Source organism: Akkermansiaceae bacterium (assembly GCA_024233115.1).
Taxonomy (GTDB): domain Bacteria; phylum Verrucomicrobiota; class Verrucomicrobiia; order Verrucomicrobiales; family Akkermansiaceae; genus Oceaniferula.
In genome coordinates, this window is record JACKQB010000006.1 from 71,242 (window position 1) to 95,677 (window position 24,436).

17 protein-coding genes are annotated in these 24,436 nt (G+C 56.7%); 6 read left to right on the forward strand and 11 right to left on the reverse strand.

Annotated features, from left to right (window positions below; all coding sequences use genetic code 11):
* Positions 1–6: 6 nt before the first annotated feature.
* Positions 7–2,400 carry an MMPL family transporter gene (locus tag H7A51_16470; GenBank protein ID MCP5537814.1) on the reverse strand — a complete coding sequence of 798 codons (2,394 nt, stop codon included), beginning with the start codon at positions 2,398–2,400 and terminating at the stop codon, positions 7–9.
* A gap of 148 nt (positions 2,401–2,548) precedes the next feature.
* Here H7A51_16470 and H7A51_16475 point away from each other — a divergent pair, with 148 nt between their 5' ends.
* Entirely contained in the window at positions 2,549–2,941 is a 393-nt protein-coding gene (locus tag H7A51_16475) for a hypothetical protein (protein ID MCP5537815.1), read from the forward strand.
* Here the strand turns inward: H7A51_16475 and H7A51_16480 are convergent.
* Complete coding sequence (locus H7A51_16480) at positions 2,919–4,127, reverse strand: DNA cytosine methyltransferase (GenBank protein ID MCP5537816.1); 1,209 nt, start codon at positions 4,125–4,127, stop codon at positions 2,919–2,921. The two genes, H7A51_16475 and H7A51_16480, sit on opposite strands and share 23 nt — an antisense overlap.
* On the reverse strand, positions 4,124–4,759 hold the full coding sequence (locus H7A51_16485; GenBank protein ID MCP5537817.1) for an Eco29kI family restriction endonuclease: 636 nt from the start codon (positions 4,757–4,759) through the stop codon (positions 4,124–4,126). Before H7A51_16485 ends, H7A51_16480 begins: the two co-directional genes overlap by 4 nt.
* A gap of 148 nt (positions 4,760–4,907) precedes the next feature.
* On the opposite strand from H7A51_16485, the gene H7A51_16490 reads away from it, so the two are divergent.
* Positions 4,908–5,540, forward strand: coding sequence for a hypothetical protein (locus H7A51_16490; GenBank protein MCP5537818.1), 633 nt, complete (start codon positions 4,908–4,910; stop codon positions 5,538–5,540).
* Between the two features lie 186 nt (positions 5,541–5,726).
* Here the strand turns inward: H7A51_16490 and H7A51_16495 are convergent, their stop codons facing one another.
* Complete coding sequence (locus tag H7A51_16495; protein MCP5537819.1) at positions 5,727–6,206, reverse strand: transposase; 480 nt, start codon at positions 6,204–6,206, stop codon at positions 5,727–5,729.
* Positions 6,207–6,621: 415 nt separating this feature from the next.
* Between H7A51_16495 and H7A51_16500 the strand changes: the two genes are divergently transcribed.
* Entirely contained in the window at positions 6,622–8,298 is a 1,677-nt protein-coding gene (locus H7A51_16500) for a Na/Pi cotransporter family protein (GenBank protein MCP5537820.1), read from the forward strand.
* 34 nt (positions 8,299–8,332) lie between these two features.
* Here the strand turns inward: H7A51_16500 and H7A51_16505 are convergent, their stop codons facing one another.
* The 4 genes from H7A51_16505 to H7A51_16520 all read right to left on the reverse strand — a co-directional run bounded on the left by H7A51_16505 (position 8,333) and on the right by H7A51_16520 (position 16,479).
* Positions 8,333–11,290, reverse strand: coding sequence for a discoidin domain-containing protein (locus H7A51_16505; GenBank protein MCP5537821.1), 2,958 nt, complete (start codon positions 11,288–11,290; stop codon positions 8,333–8,335).
* 149 nt (positions 11,291–11,439) lie between these two features.
* A complete protein-coding gene (locus tag H7A51_16510) occupies positions 11,440–12,123 on the reverse strand; it encodes a DedA family protein (protein ID MCP5537822.1) in 684 nt (227 codons plus the stop codon).
* 18 nt (positions 12,124–12,141) lie between these two features.
* Complete coding sequence (sucB, locus tag H7A51_16515; protein MCP5537823.1) at positions 12,142–13,605, reverse strand: dihydrolipoyllysine-residue succinyltransferase; 1,464 nt, start codon at positions 13,603–13,605, stop codon at positions 12,142–12,144.
* A 33-nt stretch (positions 13,606–13,638) separates the two neighbouring features.
* A complete protein-coding gene (locus H7A51_16520) occupies positions 13,639–16,479 on the reverse strand; it encodes a 2-oxoglutarate dehydrogenase E1 component (protein ID MCP5537824.1) in 2,841 nt (946 codons plus the stop codon).
* Between the two features lie 156 nt (positions 16,480–16,635).
* Here H7A51_16520 and H7A51_16525 point away from each other — a divergent pair, with 156 nt between their 5' ends.
* Positions 16,636–17,568 carry an ATP-binding cassette domain-containing protein gene (locus H7A51_16525; GenBank protein MCP5537825.1) on the forward strand — a complete coding sequence of 311 codons (933 nt, stop codon included), beginning with the start codon at positions 16,636–16,638 and terminating at the stop codon, positions 17,566–17,568.
* Between the two features lie 113 nt (positions 17,569–17,681).
* On the opposite strand, the gene H7A51_16530 is transcribed toward H7A51_16525, so the two are convergent.
* The 3 genes from H7A51_16530 to H7A51_16540 form a co-directional block, all read right to left on the reverse strand.
* A complete protein-coding gene (locus H7A51_16530; protein ID MCP5537826.1) occupies positions 17,682–19,085 on the reverse strand; it encodes a Gfo/Idh/MocA family oxidoreductase in 1,404 nt (467 codons plus the stop codon).
* A 236-nt stretch (positions 19,086–19,321) separates the two neighbouring features.
* On the reverse strand, positions 19,322–19,723 hold the full coding sequence (locus H7A51_16535) for a hypothetical protein (GenBank protein ID MCP5537827.1): 402 nt from the start codon (positions 19,721–19,723) through the stop codon (positions 19,322–19,324).
* A gap of 139 nt (positions 19,724–19,862) precedes the next feature.
* On the reverse strand, positions 19,863–22,064 hold the full coding sequence (locus tag H7A51_16540; GenBank protein MCP5537828.1) for a glycosyltransferase: 2,202 nt from the start codon (positions 22,062–22,064) through the stop codon (positions 19,863–19,865).
* A gap of 170 nt (positions 22,065–22,234) precedes the next feature.
* On the opposite strand from H7A51_16540, the gene queA reads away from it, so the two are divergent.
* Positions 22,235–23,227 (forward strand): tRNA preQ1(34) S-adenosylmethionine ribosyltransferase-isomerase QueA, encoded by a 993-nt coding sequence (gene queA / locus H7A51_16545; GenBank protein MCP5537829.1) that lies wholly within the window; start codon positions 22,235–22,237, stop codon positions 23,225–23,227.
* A 200-nt stretch (positions 23,228–23,427) separates the two neighbouring features.
* Positions 23,428–24,432 (forward strand): PEP-CTERM sorting domain-containing protein, encoded by a 1,005-nt coding sequence (locus tag H7A51_16550; protein ID MCP5537830.1) that lies wholly within the window; start codon positions 23,428–23,430, stop codon positions 24,430–24,432.
* Positions 24,433–24,436: the final 4 nt, after the last annotated feature.

Below are 24,436 nucleotides of genomic sequence, written 5' to 3' on the forward strand. Positions count from 1 at the left end.
CTCCGACTAGGCGCGATGGATAACACGCCAGGCACCGGGCATGATAAAGACGGAGCAAACCATGGTGAGTAGAATACCGGCGGCACAGAGCGTGCCCATCCCGGCCAGGGCTTCATTTGATGCCGTTGCGAGCGAGCCAAAACCAATCGCGGTGGATGCGCCGCAAAACATCAGCGCCTTTCCTATTCCATGCCAAACCTTGTCCGGTTGATCGGCGTGGCGCCGGAGCGCCATCACCATATGGATGCCGTAATCCATTCCCATACCGAGCAGCAGAGGAATAGCCACGATGTTGAGCATATCCCAATCGACCTCCAGCATTCTCATGCAGGCGATCACCAGCAGCATGGGAGTCGCCAAACAGCAGGAAACAAGCACCACATCACGGGCGTCGCGGAAAACGATTATCAGCATCAGCAGAAGGATCGCCCCCATCGGCACAAAAATATGGGTCACATCCCGGTGGATCATCGGTAATACGGCTGGACTCAACAGCGCCCATCCGGACGTGTAGGAACCTTCTCCATTTAATTCCCGCAGCACCTCAAGGTCCTCTTTACCGGGCTTCTCAGCCACATCGGTAACAATCCGCCCTTTGGCCAGCCCCCCACCCTCCGGACTACGCCACAGATAGCCTTGCAGGATCTCCAGCGCCGCCTCACTCCGGGGGTAGATGATTCCATCTTGCCGACTAAATTTTTCCAACGCGTCCAATACCGAAAGCGACAGCGACATTCCGTCGTCGGAAAATCCAGCGTCGTGGGCTTCTCTCTCCAGTCGTTTACGGGAAGCGAGCAACTGACCCAGCTTGGTGCGGTTTCCCTGCTGCCGCTCGAAATCCGGCCACAACCCAACGGGCATGGCGCCACTGGTGATCGCGTTCCGCCGAACCGAGGCATCAACCCGGCCCTGGGCGTCGCGGAGGCGCCGCAGCATGTCCTGGTCATTGTCTGCCTCGACCACCACTTGGATCCCCAGCGAGTTCCACGTCGGCATACGGTCTTTGATCTTGCCCATCGCCTCCATACCCGGGGAATAGCTCGGCTGCATGACGGAAAAATCGAAGGTTATTTTGGGCAGTCCCCGCACACCGATCAGGAGCACCGACAGAAGCATGGCCGACAACAGTATCACGGTGGATAGCTTCGGCGAAAGAAACCCAACCCTGGGATGGGCGCCACTAACAGAGCCTGTTTCTTCATCCAAGGCAATAGGATTGATCTTCATGCGACTGACCATCGGCACATAAAGCACCAGCATCACCACCGCACCCGCCAGGATGCCGATCGCCACCAACACACCAAGCTGCCTGACCCCTGGCAAACTACTGAAGCACAGTGCGGCAAACACCGCCGAGGTGGTGATCGCCGCCCACACAATGCCCTTGGTGACCGCCCGGCGCAACCCGGCAACGTCCTGGCCCGACACCCGGGCTTCCTGGCAAATCACCATACCGTAGTCGACCGCCAACCCGATCAGGATCGAGGCAAATCCAACGCTCAGCATGCTCAGCTTTCCGTAAACCAGGCTGGCTGTCCCGAGTGTCACCATAAAGATCAGTACCAGCATCCCGGTGAGCGCCGCGAGCAGTTTCAGGTTTTTCTGCATCCACCAGAACAACAGCCCCACTAACAGCAAGGTCAGCCCCACCGTCCCACGGACATCCTTCTCCATGCCATCCCCCACTTCCGAGGTGAAGACCGGCCCCCCGGTGTAGGCGATCTCCACCCAGGCATGGTCGCCGCTTTGCTTCCAGTCGTCGGCCGTCGACTGGACCAAGCCGATCCAGTCCTTGGTCACCTTATATCCGGTAATCGGCTCGGCGGGTCGCGCAAATACCAGATGCATCCGTCCATCGTTACTCGCGTAGCCGCCGTCTTCGGACTCACTGTCCTCGAACACCCTCGCGGAGTCGTGGCTGAAAAAGTCAAACGGGTCGCGCGCCGAGAGCTGCATCGCCGACATGTCCATCACCGTGCCAAGCCGCTTTAACGCCTGCTCGAGCCGGGGTTTGGATTCCCCCTCACCGAGCCCCCGGATCAAGTCATCCCATTGCCGCTGGTCCCCATTGAGCCAGAGGTAGGCGATCAACTCCCCCAGGCCGTCAGGGTCCTCTTCAAACACCGGACGCCAGCGCGCCTCACTGACGATCCCCTTTTCCTTGAGGTAGCCGGCAAGCGACATCGCTTCATCCTCCAGCAGCCCGGCATCCTCCTCACCACATTCAAGGGTGATGATCAGCGCCCCTCCCCGCTCCAGTATGTCCCGGTGGGCTTTGAGTCCGTGGACCTCCGGAACCTCCTCGGGCAGCATCACCAGTATATCCGTATCAAAACCGAGACGCACGAGTCCGACAACCGAAACCAGGGTGAGTAAAATGACGACGATGATCTTCCGCACGGCCCGACACTAGGCCGCGTGCCGCTGGATGTCTAGTTTGTAGCTGAATATGTCAGCGGGTGGATGATCGGGTGGACGGCAACGTCCCCCCCAGTCATTCATGGCAAAAAACCTTCCCCTCTAACCGCATTTCCGCTTGTATCCCAGCATGCCGACCGATCACCCAGCCGCGCCTGCCCCGTCAGCTGATGCTCTCGATGCGTATATCAGCCGCTGGTCCGCGTCAGGCGCCGCCGAGCGGTCGAACTACGCTCTTTTTCTCTCCGAGCTTTGCGCGCTGCTTGGCGTTGATCCGCCCGACCCCGCACAGGAGAAAAACGAGCTCAACGACTACGTCATCGACCGCGCCTTCCCCAAGCTCGACAAGGACGGCCACAGCACCACCGTCTATCTCGATCTCTACAAACGCGGCCACTTCGTCTTGGAAACCAAACAAGGCTCGTCCGGCGACGGCGACAAGTCAGGCCACGGCAAACGCGGCAGCAAAACCTGGGACAAGGCGCTCGAAAAGGCAACATTCAAGTTGACTCACATGTGGTAGCACGTTGAGTCCAACGCTTGGTTGGGCATTTATGCTTTGACCATACAGACTCAATCACGGATTTTGAAACAACTCTACCAAGGCGCACTGGAACAGCGTTACCAATCTGTCGCATGCTTTCCGTCCATGAACCCAAAATACGATAGTCACGCGGGAAAGTCTGTATTCTTTTAGCTTCGTAGGTGGTCAAATAGCGGAGTGAACCATCGTGAAATTTTATCATGTTTTCTCCGCCGGGGACTCCATGGTCCCCTGCTTTAAGAGTTTTACTTGGGAGATCTATAAAGCTCCCAGTATGGCCGGGATAACTCTTGGCTCCATATCTAATTTGATGTTCAGGATGGAAAGAACCTTGATCGTCAGGTTCTGGAAGTTCGGCCAACTGATCACGAATAGTCCGCCACGCCTTAAGTTCGGGGGAGAAAAACCCTGCCTCTTTTTCAGTGCGATGGATCGAGTCCAAGATTCTTTTATCGTAGCAATGCCTTGCGGGGCGTTTCACACCATGACGTTCCCAATAATCCCCACTCACATATTGATCCCAAAGTAGAGATTCCAAAGAATGTGTAGGATTTGGAAACGACCATTCAGCATTCAAATCTTCGCGTATCCCTACGATGATTACACGCTCTCTCCTCTGAGGAACGCCATAGTCAGCTGCATCAACGAGCCTAAAGAGAACTTTGTAACACAACCCTGATTTACTTCCCGATGTGTGATGACGCTCCAATCGAGACAAATGCCCCTCCCACTCTTCACCACTTCGGATGATGACCTCAGGATAGGAAAGCCTGAGTAGAATATACTCAAAATATGAAGAAAAAGACTTTCTTAACAGCCCCTTGACGTTCTCAAAAATAAATGCCTTGGGACGGCATTCTGAAATTGCGCGAGCCGCATGAGGAAACATGTCTCTGGAATCCATCGACCCCTTGTGTTTACCTGCGAGTGAGAAGGGTTGGCAAGGTGGGCCGCCTGCAACGAGGTCTATAACTCCAAATTGTTTGAAATCCATTTCACTAACATCCTCATTCCAGACCCGATCCCTATCATGATTATGCCGCAATGTTGCGCAGGCGTCACTATTCCACTCGACAAAGCCGGCATGCTCAACACCACATTCTCCCAAGCCAGTTGCCAAACCGCCCGCACCGGAGAATAATTCCAAGCTTTTTATTGCTTTCATGATTTCCTAGCATTCTCCATGAACTGCCTGATTGAAGCAAGCAACGAATTTTTCGGGGTTGGTTTCCCTTGGCATTTTTCAGCCCACGCCCGTCCGGGATGACACACATCCCAGTCTGATTTGGCCTGTTGATAGCGCCCGCTCCCTGGATCATGATTTCCAAATCCATCCAAAAGCGTATTCCAGATCGGCTGATACTTGCGAATAAGGGCAGCCTCCACCGTACCAATTAAATCGGTTTCTTTACTTTCTAAAATCATGAAACGACAATGAAAATCAGAAATTTGTAGAGCATCCCCAGACTCGATCGAGCGACCATGCTCTCTTATTCTATTGTACAATTCATAACACATCGAATCACTATTGCCGATTCGGCCTTGCCTCCACCCTGTGGGCACAGCTTTCCCAACATAAATGGGAACATCAAAAGATGTTCGGTTGATTTCATGAAAATCTTTGTAAACTCCTGATTTTGCTACACAATAGATGGCATAAACGCCTGTGCCATAGAATCGTTCGGGAGCAGGTACCGCGTATACAGGTGTACCATTGAAGAACCGTATCGTATCTTTGACGATTTCTTCAAAATCTGGACTAGTGTATACATGTTCTTGCCTATTAAATTTAGCCATTTTTGTTTTTTGATGCCTCTGGTCACAGTATCTTGCCGCATTATGTCTAAATGTCTATTGCCGAATTTTTTGCCCAACACGCGGTGCCCAACACGCGGTATAACAATGATATTACCAGGCCGAGTAACCGGATCTCACGCTCACCGGCATGTATAACGTCCTGGAAAAACTCCGCAGCGGCGAGCCCCTGACAGCCAAGGAAAAAACCATTCACGACGACGGCCTGGTCACCCTGCTCAAGCAGATCCACGATGATATTGACCGCACCGTGTTCGAGGCCTACGGCTGGCAAGACATCTGGCAGTGGCAGCAAGATGCCATGAGAGGTTCCTGTTATGACCCGGAGACCGATCTCGTCAGCCGGTTGGAAATCGAATCCGCCAGCCTAACCGAAGCCATCGCCCCCTTCCTTGAGAAATACCAGCAAGTGCTACTGCAGCGCCTTGTCGATCTCAACCACCAGCGCGCCGCCGAGGAAGCGCAGGGGAGAATCCGATACCTCCGTCCCGATTTCCAGAATCCGGATGGAACCGCCCCGGAGCGGTCGCCGGAACTCATCGCCGCCCCCGCCGTCATTCAGACGGTCGCCACATCAGGAAAAGCCGGCAAGCTCAAGTGGCCGAAGGAGCTCAGCGATCGCGTCACCGTGCTCCGCCCCCTCCTAACAACCGCCCTCCCGGACGCCGCCGCCCTTTCCCAACTCTTCGGCCGCAAGTCCCCCAAACGCGAAAAGGAGATCCAGGACATCCTCAACATCCTCCAAACCCTCGGCCATCTGTAGCGCGTATCTGGAGTGCTGAGGCTTGCCTCCGCTTTCTCCTGAGTCGGCTTGCCGACTTTCCTTTCAGCGCTAGCTGCACTTCATCTTCATTGCCAGCACGACGTATTGCCAGCACAATGAAACCCCGCCACAGGAAGCAAGCTTCCCAGCCGCAAAGCGGAGGCAAGCCGTCCGCACTCCATAGAACTAAAATTCGTCTTTGACGTTAATACGGTCGGTTTTAAAATTGTAGATTGTTTTTACGGTTGCCGGGTCGGCATTCTGTTCGAACCAATGTGCGCTGCACCATGGGTAGAGATTGGCTACGGGGACCAGCCCATGTTTCACCGCATTCTGATGCACGTAATTTAAACGTGCATAGTAGCTGGCTTCAAACGTGATCTGACTCTCCCAATAATTATGCCAGACTTTACGTCCCGTCACGCCATCCTGCTTGTTAAGCCAGCGGGCGGACCGACTATGTAACTCGCGGATAAAACCCTTTAAATTTTCTGCTCCTGCATCCGGAGAGGTTGCTACGAAGTGGTAATGGTTAGAAAACACCGCCCAGGCTTGTAATCGCCATTGGTGCTTTTGAGCATACTTGTGTAGACCTCCACACAAAGAATCAATTTTGTCATCAGTATCAAACCAATGAGCTTTCTGATAAGTCCCCGCTGTTACCATAAACGCGCCATGCCCACCCAGCCGATGCTCAGGCGCATGGGGCCAATCAGAAAAATCACTCACAGTTGCACAATGCCAATCTATTTCATTTCCCTCAAGCAGAAATCTGGAGTGCTGAGGCTTGCCTCCGCTTTCTCCTGAGTCGGCTTGCCGACTTTACCCCGGTGATAGCCGCACTTCATCTTCATTCCCAGCACGACGTATTCCCAGCACGATGAAACCCCGCCACAGGAAGCAAGCTTCCCAACCCACAAAGCGGAGGCGAGCCTCAGCACTCCAAATCCTGTCGAAAAAAACGCCGGCTCCAATCACACAGCGACATTGCCCAGCAGGTGGTTTTCTGTAAACTGGCAGCGTGTTTGCAACAGTTACAAATATCACCTCGACCACCCACCTGGATTTCGGCCCTATCATCATGGGGCTGATCGGAGGATTGGCGTTGTTTCTTTTTGGTATGGACCAGATGGCCTCCGCGCTCAAGCTGATCGCGGGTGACGGACTGCGCAAGATCCTTTCCAGGCTCACCACCAATCGTTTTACGGGTGCCGCCGCCGGCGCGGTGGTCACGTCCATCATCCAGTCGTCCTCGGTGACCACCGTCCTGGTGGTTGGCTTCATCTCCGCCGGACTGATGAACCTTTCGCAGTCGATCGGCATCATCATGGGAGCCAACATCGGCACCACCATGACCGCGCAGATCATCGCCTTCAAGGTCACCCATTACGCCCTGTTGCTCATCGGCGCCGGGTTCTCGCTTTCGTTTTTCCTCAAGAACCAACGCATCCAACACTACGGGAAAATGATCATGGGGCTCGGGCTTGTATTTTTCGGTATGCAGCTGATGAGCGACGGCACTGCGCCACTGCAATCGTATGAGCCGTTTATCGAGTTCATGAAAAACATGCACTCGCCGCTGTTAGGCATTGCCTTTGGCGCGCTGTTCACCGCGCTGGTGCAGAGTTCATCCGCCACCACCGGTATTGTCATCGTGCTCGCCAGCCAGGGTTTCCTCCCCCTCCCCGCTGGTATTGCGCTTATCTTTGGCGCCAACATCGGAACCTGTTTTACCGCCTGGCTTGCCTCGTTGGGAAAATCGTTGGAAGCCAAACGCGCTGTCACCGTACATGTGTTATTCAACGTCGCGGGCGTGCTGCTGTGGTTCTTTTTCATCCCGCAGCTTGCAGAATGGGTGAGGATCCTATCCCCACAGGCCGCCGATCTCGAAGGCACCCAGAGGCTGGCCTCGGAAACACCGCGCCAGATCGCCAATGCCCACACCGTTTTCAATGTCACCAACACCCTGATATTCATCTGGTTCGTCGGACCCATCGGCAAACTCGTGGTCCGACTGCTGCCCGACCACCCCTCGCCCAGTGACGACAAAGCCAAAGCGAGGTATCTCAACCCATTATTGTTAGAAACCCCGGTCATCGCGCTGGACGCGGTCAGGCTCGAACTCAGCCGGATGGGTGAATCGGTGATCGATATCACCGGAGGGGCGCTCGAAACGGTGATCAGCGGTGATGCCCAGGCCATCAGGGAGCTTTGGAAAATGGACAACGACATCGACGAGCTACACGCCTCCATCCTCGACTACCTTGGCGAACTCACCAGGCACAAACTGACAGAAGCGCAATCGGGCGTCATGCGCCGCTACCTGTCGGTGGCCAACTACTTGGAAAACGTCGCCGACATGGTGGAAACCAATCTGGTCGAGGCAGGGCATGACCGGCTGGAGGCCAACCTCGTCATCAGTCAGTCCACGCGCGAGGTGCTTACTCATTTTCATGAGGAGGTCCGGCTGCAAATGACCAGAGCCATGAACGCCATCGTTACCAACGATCATGTCGCGGCCGCAGACGTGATCGGTGCCATGCCCCGCATCAACGAGCTGGCCAGCAAGGCCGAGGAACACCTGTCGCACCGACTGGTCGCCAATGAACCACACCGCATGATCGCCTTCCACCTCGAGTCCGAACTCATCGAGCACCTCAAGAGGATGTATTACGTCGCCAAGCGTATCGCCATGCTCGTCAGGGAGAACCCGTCGAGCCAGGAAATGCAGGCACCGGCGGGTGCGGGAGATGCGTAGGATAGTGAGACGTGGGCAAGTGCCTTGTCAGGGGTTATTCCGAGGCTTCGATGATGTCGATTTCGGCGACGGCGACGTAAGTGCTTTCGATGACGTGTTTGGCGACAAATTTAATGTAGCGGGCTTTGACGGGTTTGAAGTAAACGCTCTGCTCTTCTGATTGCGCCGTCATGCCTTCGATTTTTTGGTCGATGGCCAGGGTCCATTCCTTGCCGTCCAGGGAGGTGTAGAAGGCGAACGCATCGACCATGCCGTGGAGGTGTTTCCGTGGGGTGTATTTGAACCCCTTGAGTAATTTCACCTCGGCCAGGTCAATGCTGATATCCTGGGGCGTCCCGGTTTTTCCCACGGTGTGCCAGCTGGTGCCGGGGTTGGCATCGATGATAAAATTCCCGTAGCCGCGTTGATGGTGCTTTTTCCCAGCGCCCGACTGATAGGACATCGCCACCACCTTCCAGCTGAGTTTTCTAAATACCAGTTGATACCCCTGATAGGCTGCGTTGTCACCGATGGCACCAATCGCCCTGTTGAGAAAATGACTCCGCACTGAGATATCCTTGATCTGGGGTGCCACGACCCTTACCTCGTTGAGTGCCAGCCGGGTCTGATACATCACCTCCTTCTGCTCGGCGAGCAACTCCTTACCCGCCTTCGGCGCTTGTTTGTTAGCCTCGGCAACCTTCTCATTCATCGCGAGGTCAGCCTTCAGTCGGGCTCTTGTGTTAGACAGCAGTGTTTTACAGAGTGAGATGACCTGGTCCTCAACGGGAGGGAGTTTGACGCCGGACAATTGAGCCGCCTCGGTGGCCGTGGCATCCGTTGTCAGGATGTTTTTATTACCGATGAGCATCTCCCTGCCCCTGAATTTCTTCAAACACTTCTCCGCCCACCACTGCTTCTTTTTGGCATCGGTGATCTGCGCGGCGCTGGCTCTGAATTGCCCCAGCATCGCGGACATGGTGGCGTGATTCCTTTGGGATTCCAGATACGCATCGAGCGCGGCCTCGGTTTCCTTCAGGATGACCGCCAAACCCTCGACGGCGACGCGGTAGCGGGTAGTGGCGGTGAGATGAAAACCTTTTTGTTTCCTGATGTAGTCGTAAATCTCCTTGAGTTCCCCGCTGCTTTCCGGAAGTGGCAGCCTCGCCATGGCGTTGATGAAGTTGCCGTGCAGTCGGTTGATACTGTAGCCGGTGCGGGGGCAGCCTGGTTTTGCCGCCGCTTTTTCCAGGGCGGTTTCGAGAGCCGTCCAGACACGGAAATGTTCCACCGCGGTTTTCGCCCGCGCCTGTGCCGTTTCAAGGAGCGGCAGCGCGTAGGGATTGGTGGCGATGGCGTCCGCCGTCAACGTCATCACCGCCGCGGAGGGCGTTTCCCTGGGCAGCTCGATAAGCAGGTTGTGGATGAGCATGGCATCGACATACGATTGCAAACCGTGGTTCACGGCAAAGGCCAGAGTCTCGTGGTCGCCCATAAAGCGGGTGCCGCCCCCGCCGTTGAAAATCCACTTGGCATGGGGACGCGTCACCCTGGCCGTACCGGTGACAAACTGCTCGCCGGAGAGTCCGTAGGTCTTGTTTCCCCCGTTGTACCGGAAACGAACCAGCGCGCAGTGGCCGGGCTGGCTTGCGGTGCTGGAGGGGATGCCAAGTGCCAGTTTGTTGCCTTTGGAAATACCCGCCATGGTGCCGCAGACACCGCCATCCTTCAGGGCCATCTGCACCGAGCCGTAGCCATAGTCAAAGGGCGCAAGGGACCTCGTCTGAAGTAAATATCCGTCCTGGGCGACACTGCCGACGTAGTTTCCATAGGTGTAAATCTTGCCCCGGCTGACATAGGTCTGCCACATTTGCTCCGCCTCACGGAGTGGTGTGCGCTCCAGTGCGAGGAAGGTGGTGACAGGCCACGGGGCGTTCAGCGGAAAGAGCGGCCAGGCGCGTTTGACACCGGCGGGGAATCTGAACTGATCGTTGCGGATCAGGTAGGCGCAACACTCCGCAAGCGATGGCCTCGGGTCACGCCGGGCAGGCAGCAGGCCTTTTTCGATGTAGGCTTTTTTGAAGACATTAAAAACCCCCATCAGGTAGTTACGCGCTTTGGCGTCCCGGATCAGGCTGTTGCGGCGCGGCGAGACACAGTCGTTGATCCTGTATTCCTCCCCCTTCGACTCCATGTATTGGTTGAACTTCTCTTGCAGCTCCTTGCTTGCCATCACCTGCCACGCCACCAGCGGACGCTTGCGTTTTTCGATTTTCACCGGGGCATCCGGATCGGGCACCTCCTTCATCAGCGGTTTGCCAGGGTCGCTGGCATTGTCCACCTTCACCATCTTGGTTGGCTGGATTTTCACCTCATACTCGCTGCCGTTCTCGATCATGAAGTTGATGATGTGGTCGTTCAGATCGAGTTCCCTGTTAGGGTCCCGGGTATCGACCCCCTTCAGGGGGTTGGGGGGAATGACGAGCTTCAGGGGCGGACGGGCTTCGAGATTGGCGGTCTTCCCTAAATGCGATTCCGCGACCGACATACTCAGTGCCAACTGGGTGTATTTTTTACGCACTGTCTCCGGGCCGAGATCGAGGTCGAGCGACCGCAGGTTACACAAGATGTCGGCCGCCGGCTGCCTGGAGCCGTAAACGGTGGACGCCACCACAGGGTCGGAATCAACCCAATCCAGAAACTCGTCGGGGATATGCTGTTGCCGTTCCTGAAGAACCTTCATCGCCTTGGCTTTGGCAAATGTTAGATAAGCGCGTTTAACTTGATCCGTGAAATGGTGGTTTTCCTTTTTCAAAAGCTCCAACACAGTCCGCCCCTCGTCCATCGCCTCTATGGCCGCCGGTGTCGGGGCAGCGGGCTTGGCAGCAGGTGCCGCCTCGATAAATGTTGTTAGAACCGTGACGGAGACAGCCAGTGCCGCACACCAGGAGCTGCGGGAGACGAAACATACACCGGACCGCACATCCTTAGGCTGGGGCAATTGAATACACATTACATGATCCAACCTGTCCATTTTCACCCCGTTGTCAATGGGCTACGGAGAAAAGACAAGGGGTCTGTGCCGTCATGGCACCCGTGAACCGTTTAGCCTGCCCTCCAATCCTCATCGGTCGCCAGGGCAGAGAAAGGGAGCAACACCGTTTACGCTTCCCGCTCTGGTCCTGACTCGGTTTTGGTATCGGTCAGACGCATGGCAACGAAATAGAGGATACACACGGCCAGGATGGCGATAATGATCCAGAGTGCCTCGGCCTTGACGGCATGAATGAGGTGGTGGAGATCCACCCCCTCACCACGTTGGAGAGCGGCCATTTGCCCAGGCTCGAGTTTTTCGCCAACGCGCATGCCAAGCACGGCCAGCACCCAGCACCAGAGGGCGGAGCCGATGACGGTCAGGGCACTGAACTTGGCGAAGTTCATTTCCACGATACCAGCCGGGATCGAGATCAGGTGACGGATCACGGGCAGCAAACGGGCAAAAAAGATTCCCCCGCCTTCGTAGCGGCGCATGAAGCGTTCCGCGCGCAGGACTTTTTCCGGCGGCATAAAAAAGTATTTTCCAAACTTCATCACCACGGGGCGACCCACCCAGCGCGAGATCCAATAAGTAATCGCGGAGCCGAGCCATGAGCCGACGGTTCCCGCGACAACCACACCCGTCACCGTCATGGCGCCACCGTGGGCTGCGAGAATGGCAGCCGGGGGCACCACCAGCTCACTGGGAACGGGGAAAATGGAACTCTCCATCGCCATCAGGACAATCACACCTCCATACCCCCACTGGTGCACCCAGTGAAACCACATTTCTATTAAAGACTCCATCATGACGGTTGATAATGCGACCTACATCTCTAACATCAACCGACCAGGATTCTCCAGGCAGTCCTTGATCCGGATCAGAAAAGTAACCGCCTCCTTGCCGTCGACGAGACGGTGGTCGTAGCTCAGGGCGAGATACATCATCGGCAGGATGACCACTTCCCCATCGACCGCCATCGGGCGCTGCTGGATGGTGTGCATACCGAGGATGCCGCTCTGTGGCGGGTTCAGGATTGGCGTGCTGAGCAGCGAGCCGTAGACACCACCGTTAGAGATGGTGAAGACCCCGCCCTGAAGATCGGCGAGCTCCATCCTTCCCTCCTTCGCCTTGGTGGCGTAATCGAGGATATCCTGTTCGATTTCCGCGAAGCCTTTTTGATCACAGTCGCGCAGCACGGGAACCACGAGACCTTTGTCGGTGCCGATGGCAACGCCGACATCGTAGAAATTGTTTTGGACGATATCGGTTCCATCGATGCGGGCGTTGATGCCGGGCACGTCCTTGAGTGCCTGCACCGTCGCTTTGACAAAAAACGACATAAAGCCGAGCTTACAGCCGTGTTTTTTAATGAAGTCCTCCTGCACCTCCTTGCGCAGCTTCATGATCGCACTCATATCCACCTCGTTAAAGGTGGTGAGGATGGCGGCGGTCTGCTGGGCATTGACAAGGTGGCTGGCGATCTTACGGCGCAGCATACTCATCTTGCGGCGGGTGGTCCGACCGTTATCATTGCTTTCCGCCGCGCCAGCCTGCTCCGGCTTGCCGGGCTGCACGGATAGGTCCGGCTTGACAAGATCCACAGGAGCTGGCTTTCCGGTTGCCGGTTTCTGGCTTCCGGCTTCTTTCAATACTGGTGTTGATACCGGTGTCGATATTGGAGTTGCTGGCTCCACCTTGGGACTTTGCTCCTGGGTCTGCGGCGATACCGCTCCAACAGCAAGCGTGGCGATCACTGTCCCGATAGGCACTTCCTCACCTTCGGGAACCAGGATGGTGATCACGCCGCCTTCCTCGGCCTCAAGTTCGGTTGAAACCTTGTCGGTGTCCAAAGTAACCAGCGCATCATCTTTGGCCACTGTGCTTCCGTTAGAAACAAGCCAGCGACCCACACTCGCGGAGGTAATCGACTCCCCGGCGGCGGGCACCTTGATATCAATCACCTTGCCATTCCCGGTAGGCAGCACTGCCAGGGTAGGCGCCGGAGCAGCAACCGACGGTTTCTCGCTCCCTGCCTCCGGCATCTTGTCCACTGCGCCATCCTCGATGGTTCCCACCACGGTTCCAATGGCAACCTCCTCGCCCTCTTGGACGAGGATCTTCAGGACACCCGCGGAAAGGGCCTCCAGATCATTGGAAACCTTGTCGGTCTCGATCGTAAGAACCGTTTCACCTTTGGCAACGGCATCACCGTCGTGTTTGTGCCAGCGTGCGACATTCGCGGAGGTGATCGACTCTCCGACATTGGGGATTTTGACTTCAGTAGCCATGGAAATAGTGGATGTTAGGTTGGATTGGGGAAATTAGACTTCGAATGCCTGCTCCACGAGCATTTTCTGCTCGCGAAGGTGTTGCGCTTTGGAGCCAGCGGCGGGGCTGGAGGATGACTTGCGACCTGCGTACCGGATCCGGGCACGGAGAATAGCCTCAAGACGCGGTGTGATGTAGGAACGGGCACCCATATTCCGTGGCTCCTCCTGGGCCCAGACCCATTTACGCGCCTGCGGATACTGGCTGATAATCAATTCCAGCATCTCGGAATTAAAGGGATAGAGCTGCTCGATACGGATGATCGCGGTATTGCCGATTCCTTGTTTAGCACGGTATTCGACAAGATCGTAGAACACCTGACCGCTGCAGAAAACGACCCGTTCGACATCACCCGGCTTTTCAAAATCCTTGGTATCAGGAAGAATCTCCTGGAAGCAGGCGCCCTCGAGGAAGTCCTCCTCCGAGGAAACGGCTTCCGGATGGGACAGCAGGCTCTTCGGCGTCATCAGGACCAGGGGCTTGCGGAAACCGCGCTTCTTCTGTCGGCGCAAGGCATGGAAATACTGCGCCGGCGTGGTGAGGTTTCCGACCTGGATGTTTTTCTCAGCGCAGAGCTGGAGGAACCTTTCGAGTCGGGCACTGGAGTGCTCCGGCCCCATCCCGGAATATCCGTGGGGAAGAAGCATCACCAGGCTGCTGGGCGTCTGCCACTTCGACTCGGCCGATGAGATAAACTGGTCAATGATCACCTGCGCGCCATTGGCAAAGTCGCCAAACTGGGCTTCCCACATGATCAGCATGTTAGGGCTGCCGAGTGAATACCCGTAATCAAAACCTAACACCGCAGCCTCGGAGAGCAGGGAGTTGTAAACACAGAACTTCGCCTGGTCATCCGAGAGCACTTTCAGAGGAATGAACTGGTCCTCTGTTTCCGTATCCGTGAAAACCGCGTGACGCTGGCTGAAGGTGCCGCGACGCACATCCTGGCCGGACAGTCTGACCGGATGCCCCTCCATCAGCAGCGAACCCCATGCCAGGGACTCGGCAAAAGCCCAGTCGAATGGCCCCTTGTTCTGAAGGGCCTCCAGCCTGCGCGGAATAAAGCGCTGGGCCAGTGTTTTGTGAAGATTGAAACCCTCGGGCACCGTGGTGAGCACCTTGCCGATGTGTTGCAGGGTATCCCGTGATATGCCGGTGGGAACTGGCGCGTGCGAGTAGGCCGGCTGGGCTTCGGCCGTAGAACCGCTGTAGACGGTGCGGTCGCCGGCCTCCATGGCCTCCACCATGCGCTCATAGCCCTCGTCGAGACTCTGCATCACAGCATTTTCAATCCCGTCGGCCTCCGCTTGCGTCAGTAAACCCTCGGCGACGATGCGCTCTTTGTAGAGATGACCAATCGGTTTGCGGGCATCGACTTTTTTGTAGATATGCGGCTGTGTGAAGGCGGCCTGGTCAGCTTCGTTGTGGCCGTGACGCCGGTAGCAATACATGTCGAGAACGATGTCCCTGCCAAAGGTCTGGCGGAACTCGAGAGCGAGCATGGCGGCCCACACCAGATCGTCAGGCTGCTCGCCGTTGACGTGAATGACGGGTGCCTCGATCATTTTCGCCACGTCCGTCGCGTAGTGGGACGAGCGTGCGTCTTCGGGCATGGTGGTGAAACCAATCTGGTTATTGATGATAATGTGGATGGTGCCTCCGGTGCGGTACCCGGGGAGCTGGGAGAGGTTCAAGACCTCGGCAACCGAGCCCTGTCCGGCAAAGGCGGCATCACCGTGGATCAGGATCGGCAGGACTTTCCGACGGTGTTCTTCGGTGACCGTCCGCTCGGACTCCAGAATATCATCGCCCCCGATAAGGCGCTGGCGCGCACGGGCCTTGCCTTCCACCACCGCATTCACCGCTTCAAGGTGACTCGGGTTGGCCGCCAGGGCAACACGCACCTCGCCGTCCGGAAGCGTCCGTGTGCCCTCGTAGCCGAGGTGGTATTTCACATCACCATCCCCGGCAACCAGATCGGGCACGTAGTTCGGTGTGAACTCGTAGAGCAGTGTGGTCAGCGACTTTTGCAGGAAATTGCGCAATACATTGAGTCGACCGCGGTGGGCCATCCCCATTTCGATTTCGCGGATGTCATTCGCCGGGCATTGCTCAAGGATCGTGTTGAGCAGCACCATCGTCGCTTCACCCCCTTCCAGGGAAAAGCGTTTTTCGCCGAGAAACTTCTTGGCCAGGAATGATTCGAACAGCTGGGATTCAAGCAACCACTTGAGCACCTTGCCTTCCTCGCCTTTGAGCGCGTTGAGCTGCTCATCGCGATGCTCGACACGGCTGCGGATCCAATTCCGGATCTCCGTGTTGAAAATGTGCATAAACTCGACACCCAGATACCCACAGTAGGTATCTTCGAGCATGGCGATCATTTCGCGCAGCTTCATTTTCTGCCCGTGACGGAAATACTGGGTGGAGACCACGCGGTCGAGATCACTTTCCTCCAGACCAAATGAGGCCAGCTCCAGCCGGGGGTTACGCACCGCTCCCTCGTCCAGTGGGTTGAGATGCGCCTGCGTGTGACCCAGGGTGCGGTAGTTATAGAGCAGGCTGACCACCTTGCCCCGGAAGTTCAGGTAATGTTCGTCATCCGATTGAATCTCCACATTTTCAGTAGGCACGGAAGTTGCGGCGGCGGGGGCAACAGCCGGAGCCGCGACCTGCTGCGCGCCGTCACGCTGCTTCAGCTGGGCAACCCCCAGCTCAAAACCTTCAAAAAAGGCACACCAATCGGATTCCACCGATTGCGGATCCTTACACCACTGGTCGTATTTCTGCTCCAGAAGATCCGCGTTGAAGCGGGCTGATACCGATGATTTCATAGGGGAAAAATGTGAATTTACAGACGCCAGGTGCTTTTATTGCTTGGTGCGCGCTGAATCTTGGGTGTAATTACTGGCACGCCCCCCGGGAGTCAACGCACAAGCTGACCATTTTTGCTATTTCTTTTTAATCCTACTTTCCACGCACATCCTTTCATGATCGACGTCAAAAACCTCACCAAGCGATACGGCAGGCACGCCGCTGTCAGCGATATTAGCTTCCAAGTGGGCCATGGCAAAATCGTCGGCTTCCTCGGCCCCAATGGCGCCGGCAAGACAACCACCCTGCGCATGCTGACCGGCTACCTGCCGCCCAGCTCAGGCAGCGCCGAGGTGGCGGGCTATGACATTTTCCGCCAGTCACTCAAGGCGAGACGCAAAATCGGCTACATGCCCGAGAATGTGCCCCTCTACGATGAAATGCGCGTCCGCGAGTACCTCCGCTATCGCGCCCAGCTCAAGGGACTCAGGGGCAAGGAGGCCCGACAGCACATCGGCGAGGCCATGGACCTCTGCGGACTGTCCGATGTGCGCCGGAAAATGATCAAAACCCTCTCCAAGGGATACCGTCAACGCGTCGGCCTCGCCGATGCCCTGGTGCACAAACCCGATCTCCTCATCCTCGACGAGCCGACCAATGGTCTCGACCCCAACCAAATCCGGTCGATCCGTAACCTGATCAGGCGGCTCGGTGAAACCCATACCATCATGGTTTCCACCCACATCCTCAGCGAGGTGGAGATGACCTGCGACCATGTCATCATCATCGATGAAGGAAAGATCAAGGCCACCGGCTCGCCCACGGAACTGGTCAGCCAGATGCGGGCGGCAGGAAAAATCACCGTCGAGCTTTACGCCGATCCGGAAACGTCAGCAGGCGCACTGGCCCGGCTCGAACATGTCAAAAAAGTGATCGAAGAGGAATCCGGCGACGACTGGACACGCTTTTCGATCCTGGTCGATTCCGGAACCGATACCCGCGAACGCATCGCCAACCTCGCCGCGCAATACGGCTGGCCGATCCGCACCCTGCACCGTCACCAGGCGACGCTGGAGGATGTTTTTGTCGAACTGACACGCAAGGACTAGGCGGCACGGAAGGCGGCGGCACAGGTGGCACACTGGATGGAAAGCCAAAAACCAGCTGGACGGAGCCAGCTGGTTTGGAACTGTCGGGCCTGCATCTTGTCCTACTCGCTGTTCTACAACTTGTAGTACTGCTCCCAGCCTTTGCGTGGGGCGGGGTCCAGCAGGGCATTGGCCGCGGCGTTGTTGGTGATTTGTTTTTTCTCGCGGTCGAATTTGATTTCGCCGCCGAATCGCTGGCAGAGCACACCGATGTTAAACACCTGGGTCAGCACGCCGGAGACGGCAAAGGGGGAACGCGCTTCCTCCTCACCCTTGGCGGCGAGCAGGAAATTGGCGTAGTGATCCGAGTTCCTCTGTGGGAACTTGGGCAACTTGTCGCGCATCTCGATGTATTTTTCCCGCGGCACAATGGTCAGAGGGGACCCGTGTGAACCACCCTGGAAGGCGATGTCTTTACCGTAAAGCACCTTGCCCGGATTGCCGAGCACCTTGTCCTTGCCGTCGCTGGTGTATTTCCCCTCGAGCCTGGGTTTGTTGTTCACCCCGTCGAACCAGTTGACCGTACAGGCGGGAAGCCCCGGTCCACGCTCGGGAAACTCAAAACGGATGCTCGTGGACGCCGGGTAGACCAGGTCGCTTTTGTTGACACCATCACGCATATCCGCCACGACGGTTTCGGGCAGCCCGAGCTGGAGGAAGCGATGCGGGGTATCGAAGACGTGTGGACCCCAGTCGCCGAAACAGCCGCTGCCGTAGTCATACCACGACCTCCATTCCTGGGGGTGGAGGCGTTTGCTGAACGGGTGCACGTGGTTGGCGCTGTCGATCCACTGGTCCCAGTTGATGCCGTCCGGCATGGCGTCCTGCGGGTATTTCGAGACGGTTTCCCCCCAGCCGTGCCAGCGGCGCGGGTTGTTCATGTGGGCGGTGATCCGGGTGATGTCCTTGATGACACCGGCTTCATACCAGGCCTTGAACTGGAAATAATTCGCCCCCGAGTGCCCCTGGTTCCCCATCTGCGTGACCAGCTTGGGATTTTTTGCCGCCATCCGAATCAGACGCTCGGCCTGGCCGAAGGTGTGGGTGAGCGGTTTTTCGACGTAGACGTGTTTACCCAGCGACATGGCCAGCATCGTCGCCGCGAAGTGGGCGTGGTCAGGTGTGGCAATCAGCACGGCGTCAATCTGATCCGCCATGGCATCAAACATTTTACGGAAATCGGTAAAGGTCTTTGCCTTGCCGAACTGCTTGAGTGAGCGCTGGGTGTGCTTGCCCTTGAGGTCGATATCACAGAGCGCAACGACGTTGCAGTGGCCCGACTTGTGCAGCATGTGCAAGTCGCTGCCCCCCTGGTTACCGATGCCAATGGCAGCGAGATTGACTTTATCACCCGGCGCCCTGCCCTTGGAGGAATTCTGACCGAGGACCAGATTGGAGGGAAGGATGGTCAAGCCACCGAAAATCGCAGACTTCTTGATGAAGCTGCGCCGGGAAAACTGGGTATTTTTTGAACTCATTGTAGTGGGTTCTACCCTACACAAACCGACTTTCTTTCACAACCCAAGAATTTGCCAATCCCAATTTCAGGATGCAACCTGCCCCGCTCCATCAAATCACCCCGACCGCCGTAATGTCACCAGCGTGACACCTAACACCCCAGACAGCCGGATTCCAAAAGACTCCGCGCCCCCCGAGGAATCCAGCTACACTGGTAAAACGGACACTATGGACAAGTTGCCACCTGGCCGGGGCATCAGGCCGGAGCCGGAAGATCGAGGCTTGCTCCATCGTCCGTGGTCGGTTCGGCTGTGGCAGGGTTCACCTTCGACCTGACCTTGTCGGCAGCACTGCGCCCGGCGGCCGCACCCTTGGCGACTCCTTTTTCGACCGCTTCCTTAACCGATTGCGGGACAAACTCGTTGGCAAAAGCACCGGCAAACACCGCACCATAGGTGGCGCCATAGGCAACGTCAAAAATGGCGTCAGCAATCGCGGCCTTGAGCTTGGGGGCCGCCTCGCGGGCCTTGGCCTTGGCATCGTCCGCCCCCGCCTTAAAGGCCTCGGCGCAGGATTCAAAGTGGCGTTTTTCCTCAGAACCACCCTTTGACCGGCATGAGTCCTGACACATATCTTCATGATTGTTTTCTGTTTCCATAATCTTGTTAGTTGTTGTGGGAACCGGAGATTCCCAGTTCGTTACGTTGGATTAGACCACAGATTGATCCAATCCACCGTTACAATCGCCCCTCTTGATTATAACGCCAATGGAAAATCACTTTTTCCGGTAAAAATCCTCAAACCCTCACCAGCCCGAGCCCCTCAAGCCTCCTCACAAAGTCGGCAGGCAAACGCCCCTTGTTCCTGGAATCCATCTCCATCCGCGTCAGCACCAACGATCCCGACTCGTGGGGTTCACACGCAATGACCAGGCGCAACCCGAACCGGTCACAATCCCAGTCGCTGTCGTTTTCCAGCGCCAGCCAGCCGTCTTCCAGAATGGCCTCTAACACCTCCTCGCGGGCAATCCCTCCTTCCGCCCACCAGCGGGCTTCGTACTCATCATAGTCACGCATGCAATCGACAAGGACATAGCCCCGTTTTTTAGGCACCCGCTCCACAGCACCCCGCCAGCGGAGGCTGTGCCACCACCTCGACCAGGCGCGTACACGCGGTTGGATCGCCATCGCGAGAAACAGCTTGATCTTCGACTCCATACACACGAATTCCTCCGGCATCGGTCGCTGCGGCTGCATTGTCAGGGCTAGTTGCTGGTAGGGCGCCATCCCCATCGAGCCATGATAGATCACACTGCCTGCATCCACCGTCATCGCCCCGCCGCAATACACCTGCCCTTGCCACAAGGCTCCACTGCCACGACGGAACCGCTCCGGATGATCCCGCATCAACAGGGCCTCCGCCTTGCCGTAACCATACTGCTGTTTAATATACCGCCATAACGAGGTACGCCTGCGATGCCAGACAAAAGCCGCACCACAGAACCCCAGCCGGAATCCCGCCTCACGCAGTCGCCAACAAAAATCCACATCATCCCCTGCGACACGATAAGCAACGCCAAACCCACCTAGCGACAGCATGACATCCTTCCTAACAACAAGATTACACCCCGGAAGGTGCTCTGCCTCACCATCTTCTAACAACACATGGGACGGCGCACCCGGTGCAGCGGCCACGACCGCTTCATCCATGGGGCTTACTCCAGCGCGGCCATTGTTTTCAGGTATTGGCCTCGGGGGCAAATTAGGACCACCGCATGCGTCCCAACCACCTTTGGCAAAGGCATACGCAAGCCACTTCAGCCATGCTGCATCCGGCTCGCAATCGTCATCGGTAAAGGCGATGATCTCCCCCCTGGCCACCTCGGCCCCACGGTTTCTAGCAGCACTCAGCCCCGCGTGCCGAAGCTGAATCAAACGAACCCCATCAAATTTCCCGACCACCTCAGCCGTAGGGTCGGTGGAGCCATCATCGACCACCACCACCTCATAGTCCGGATAATCCAAAGCCAACAGCGCGGACAAACACGCTTCCATCCGGTGCGCGCCATTGTGGGTGCAGACCACCACCGAAATGACCGGGTATTCTGTGAGTTCAATTCCATGTTCGGGATTGGTCACGCCGGGAAGCAGTCCAGCCAAAGCCATCAGTGCCGGTTTCTCCCTCCCCTCGCGATCGGTCAGGCCAAAACACCAGTCGTCCATCACCACTCCCCGGTTGAGCCAATGGTCACTCCAAGCGTAAACCGTCAGCCCGGCCATACCAGCCGACAGGGACTCCCGCACCCCCCAAAGCATCGCATCCCGCTGGGCCGCCTCACCATTTCTCCGGGTATCCAGGCCAAACTCACTGAGCAATACCGGACGGTCACCCGCCACATTGTGCAAGCGGGGGAGATAACCGGCAAAGTCCTCCTTTTTCTCCAGGTAGACATTCATCGCCGTAAAGTCGGCATTGGCCGGCTCAAGGTATTCCGTGGTCGGGAAATTGGCGTAGCCATACAGCAGCCCGGGACATTCCAAGCGACCAAGCGCGATCAGCTCCTCCAGCGCCCGGCGCACCTTCATCACACCCATCCACCGCACCATGTCCGATGGAATTTCATTCGCCACCAGCACCCCCGCCACCGCCGGATGCCGCCCCCACGATTTCAACCCGTCAGCCAGTGCCACCTGGGCCGAGCCATACAACGACGGCTTGCTGATAAAATCCCTCATGTATTCCCAGTTCAGCCCGACAAATACCCACAACCCGGCATCCTGCGCCGCATCCAGCAGGCCATCATCAGGTTCTTCATAAATACGGACTGCATTGAATCCCGCCCTGGCAATGCCTGCCATCTGCTCCCGGTCATCGGCCACCGCAGCAGGGCGCGGGATTGGAAACGGCCCATAGGTCACCATTTTCAAAAACACGCGCTCACCACCAGCACGGAAAAATTTCCCGTCCACTTTGAGCTGATGCATTTGTTTCCGCTGCACGACAGAGGTTTTAAACTCCAATTTTCAAATACCAAATACCAAATGGATTAAGTTCCAAAAACCAAACTCCAAATACCAAGTAAAGCACAGACGTAGTAACGTGGGGCGAAGCCCGATTAAATTGGTTTTTGGAGTTTGGATTTTGAAGCTTAGAGCTTATGAATACATGTATGCTCAAAACCACCGACTTCGACTACCACCTGCCCGGGGAACTCATCGCCAGCCGACCGCTGGACGACCGCGCAGCCTCGCGCATGATGGTGATTCACCGCGGCACTGGAAATATCGAACACCGGATGTTTGCGGATTTCCCCGGCTTCCTGCTTCCTGACGATCTCGTCGTCCTCAACAACACCAAGGTGACCCCGGCACGGTTTTTCTCCAACGATGGAAACATCGAACTCGTCTGCACCCACAAACTGTCCGCGCTCGAGTGGGAATGCCTCGTTCGCCCCGGTAAGAAAATGAAACCTGGACGCACGGTCGAAATAGGCGAATCCACCGGCACGGTTGCAGCCGTGCTGGAAAACGGTAACCGCATCATCCGCTGGGACCGTGCCGTCGATGAGGAAACCCACGGACGACTCGCCCTGCCCCACTACATGAACCGCGAAAGCGACGTCGCCGACCGCGACCGCTACCAGACCACCTTCGCCCGCGAGGAAGGCGCCATCGCCGCACCCACCGCCGGACTGCACTTCACGCCTGAGATCCTTTCAAAAATCAACCACGCCTTCCTTACCCTCCACGTCGGCGTCGGCACCTTCAGGCCGGTCAAAGCCGAATACATCAAGGACCACCAGATGCACGCGGAGCGCTACCACCTGAGCCAGGAAACAGCCGACCGCATCAACGCGGCCAAACAATCGGGTCGGGTCATCGCGACCGGCACCACCTGCACCCGGGTGCTCGAAAGCCTCGCACACGATACGTTCAAACTCCAATTAAGCGCCGCCTCCGGCGAGACGGATATCTTTATCAGCCCTCCCTACGATTTCAAAGTGGTCGACTGTCTGCTGACCAATTTCCACCTACCGCAAAGCACTCTGATCATGCTCGTGTCCGCCCTGGCAGGCAGAGAGCTGATCCTTGAGGCGTATGCCAAGGCGGTAGAGGAAAAATACAGATTCTTCTCGTACGGCGACTGCATGCTGATTGCCTGACACCGGCAAACGCGCTTTATAAATAGTAGACAGGTGACCACATTAGACTTGCAATTTCGAGTCTATAAAGTCATTCATTCCACCACAAAACCTCCCAATCGGGATGCTTGAACCACGCTGGAAAATGAGCCCCTGAAAAACACAGGCCTCAAGGATCTAACAAATACCTCAAACCATTACCAGTCCCAACAAAAATCAACATGAAACCTAACCAACTCACAGTGAGTTTGCTCTCATTGTCCCTCGGTCTTGCCGCATCCGGAATCGCGTTTTCGGGTGTATCCTTCACTTATAATTATCTCGATGACCCCGGTGTCGGCTTCAATTTCGCCGGCCAGACGGGTATCGACCGCAGAGCTAGCCTTGAGCAGGCCGGCAACTACATTTCCTCCCTGTTCGGTGCCTACGACGCCAACATCGAGCTCGACATCATCGGCAGCGAGACCGACGATAATACGCTCGCTTCCGCCGGAACCAACTGGAACGCATCCTACCCCGGCACAGGCTTCGGTGACCGGGGTGATGTCATGCTCAAGATCCTCGGTGGCAATGCCGCCGACCCGGATTCAAATGCCGCTGATGGGGTGGTCTATTGGAATTTTGAGGACCACGAATGGTTTACGGGCAACACCCCCGAAGCCGGTAAGTTTGACCTTGTCTCCACCGCAATTCATGAACTCACCCACGCCCTCGGCTTTGCTTCTGCCATCAACGACGATGGAACCGATGGCTGGAGCTCCCCGTTAGGCGACCCTTCAACCTGGGCCCCCTTCGATGAATTTGTGGCCGACAGCACGGGTCCGCTGATTAATGCATCCTTTGAGATAGACAGCAGCCGCTGGACAACCGCCTCTGTTGGAGGAACCGGTGCCTCAGGCCTTATCTTCCTCGGCCCCAATGCCATGGCGGCCAACGGAGGCAACCCCGTCTACCTCTACTCCCCGATATCATGGGACGGCGGAAGCTCCGGCTCACACCTGGACACCGACTACTACGACCCCGCCATCAGCGGACGGATTGAAAACATGATGAACCATGCGTCCTCCTTCGGCCCTGGCGAACTCGATATCCGTGAATTCACCGCCATCGAAATCGGCATGCTCAAGGATATCGGCTACGTCAACATCGTCCCCGAACCCTCGGTGATCCTGATGGGCTTTGCCGGCTCCGCATTCCTCGTCATGCGCCGCAAACGCACTGCCTGACACC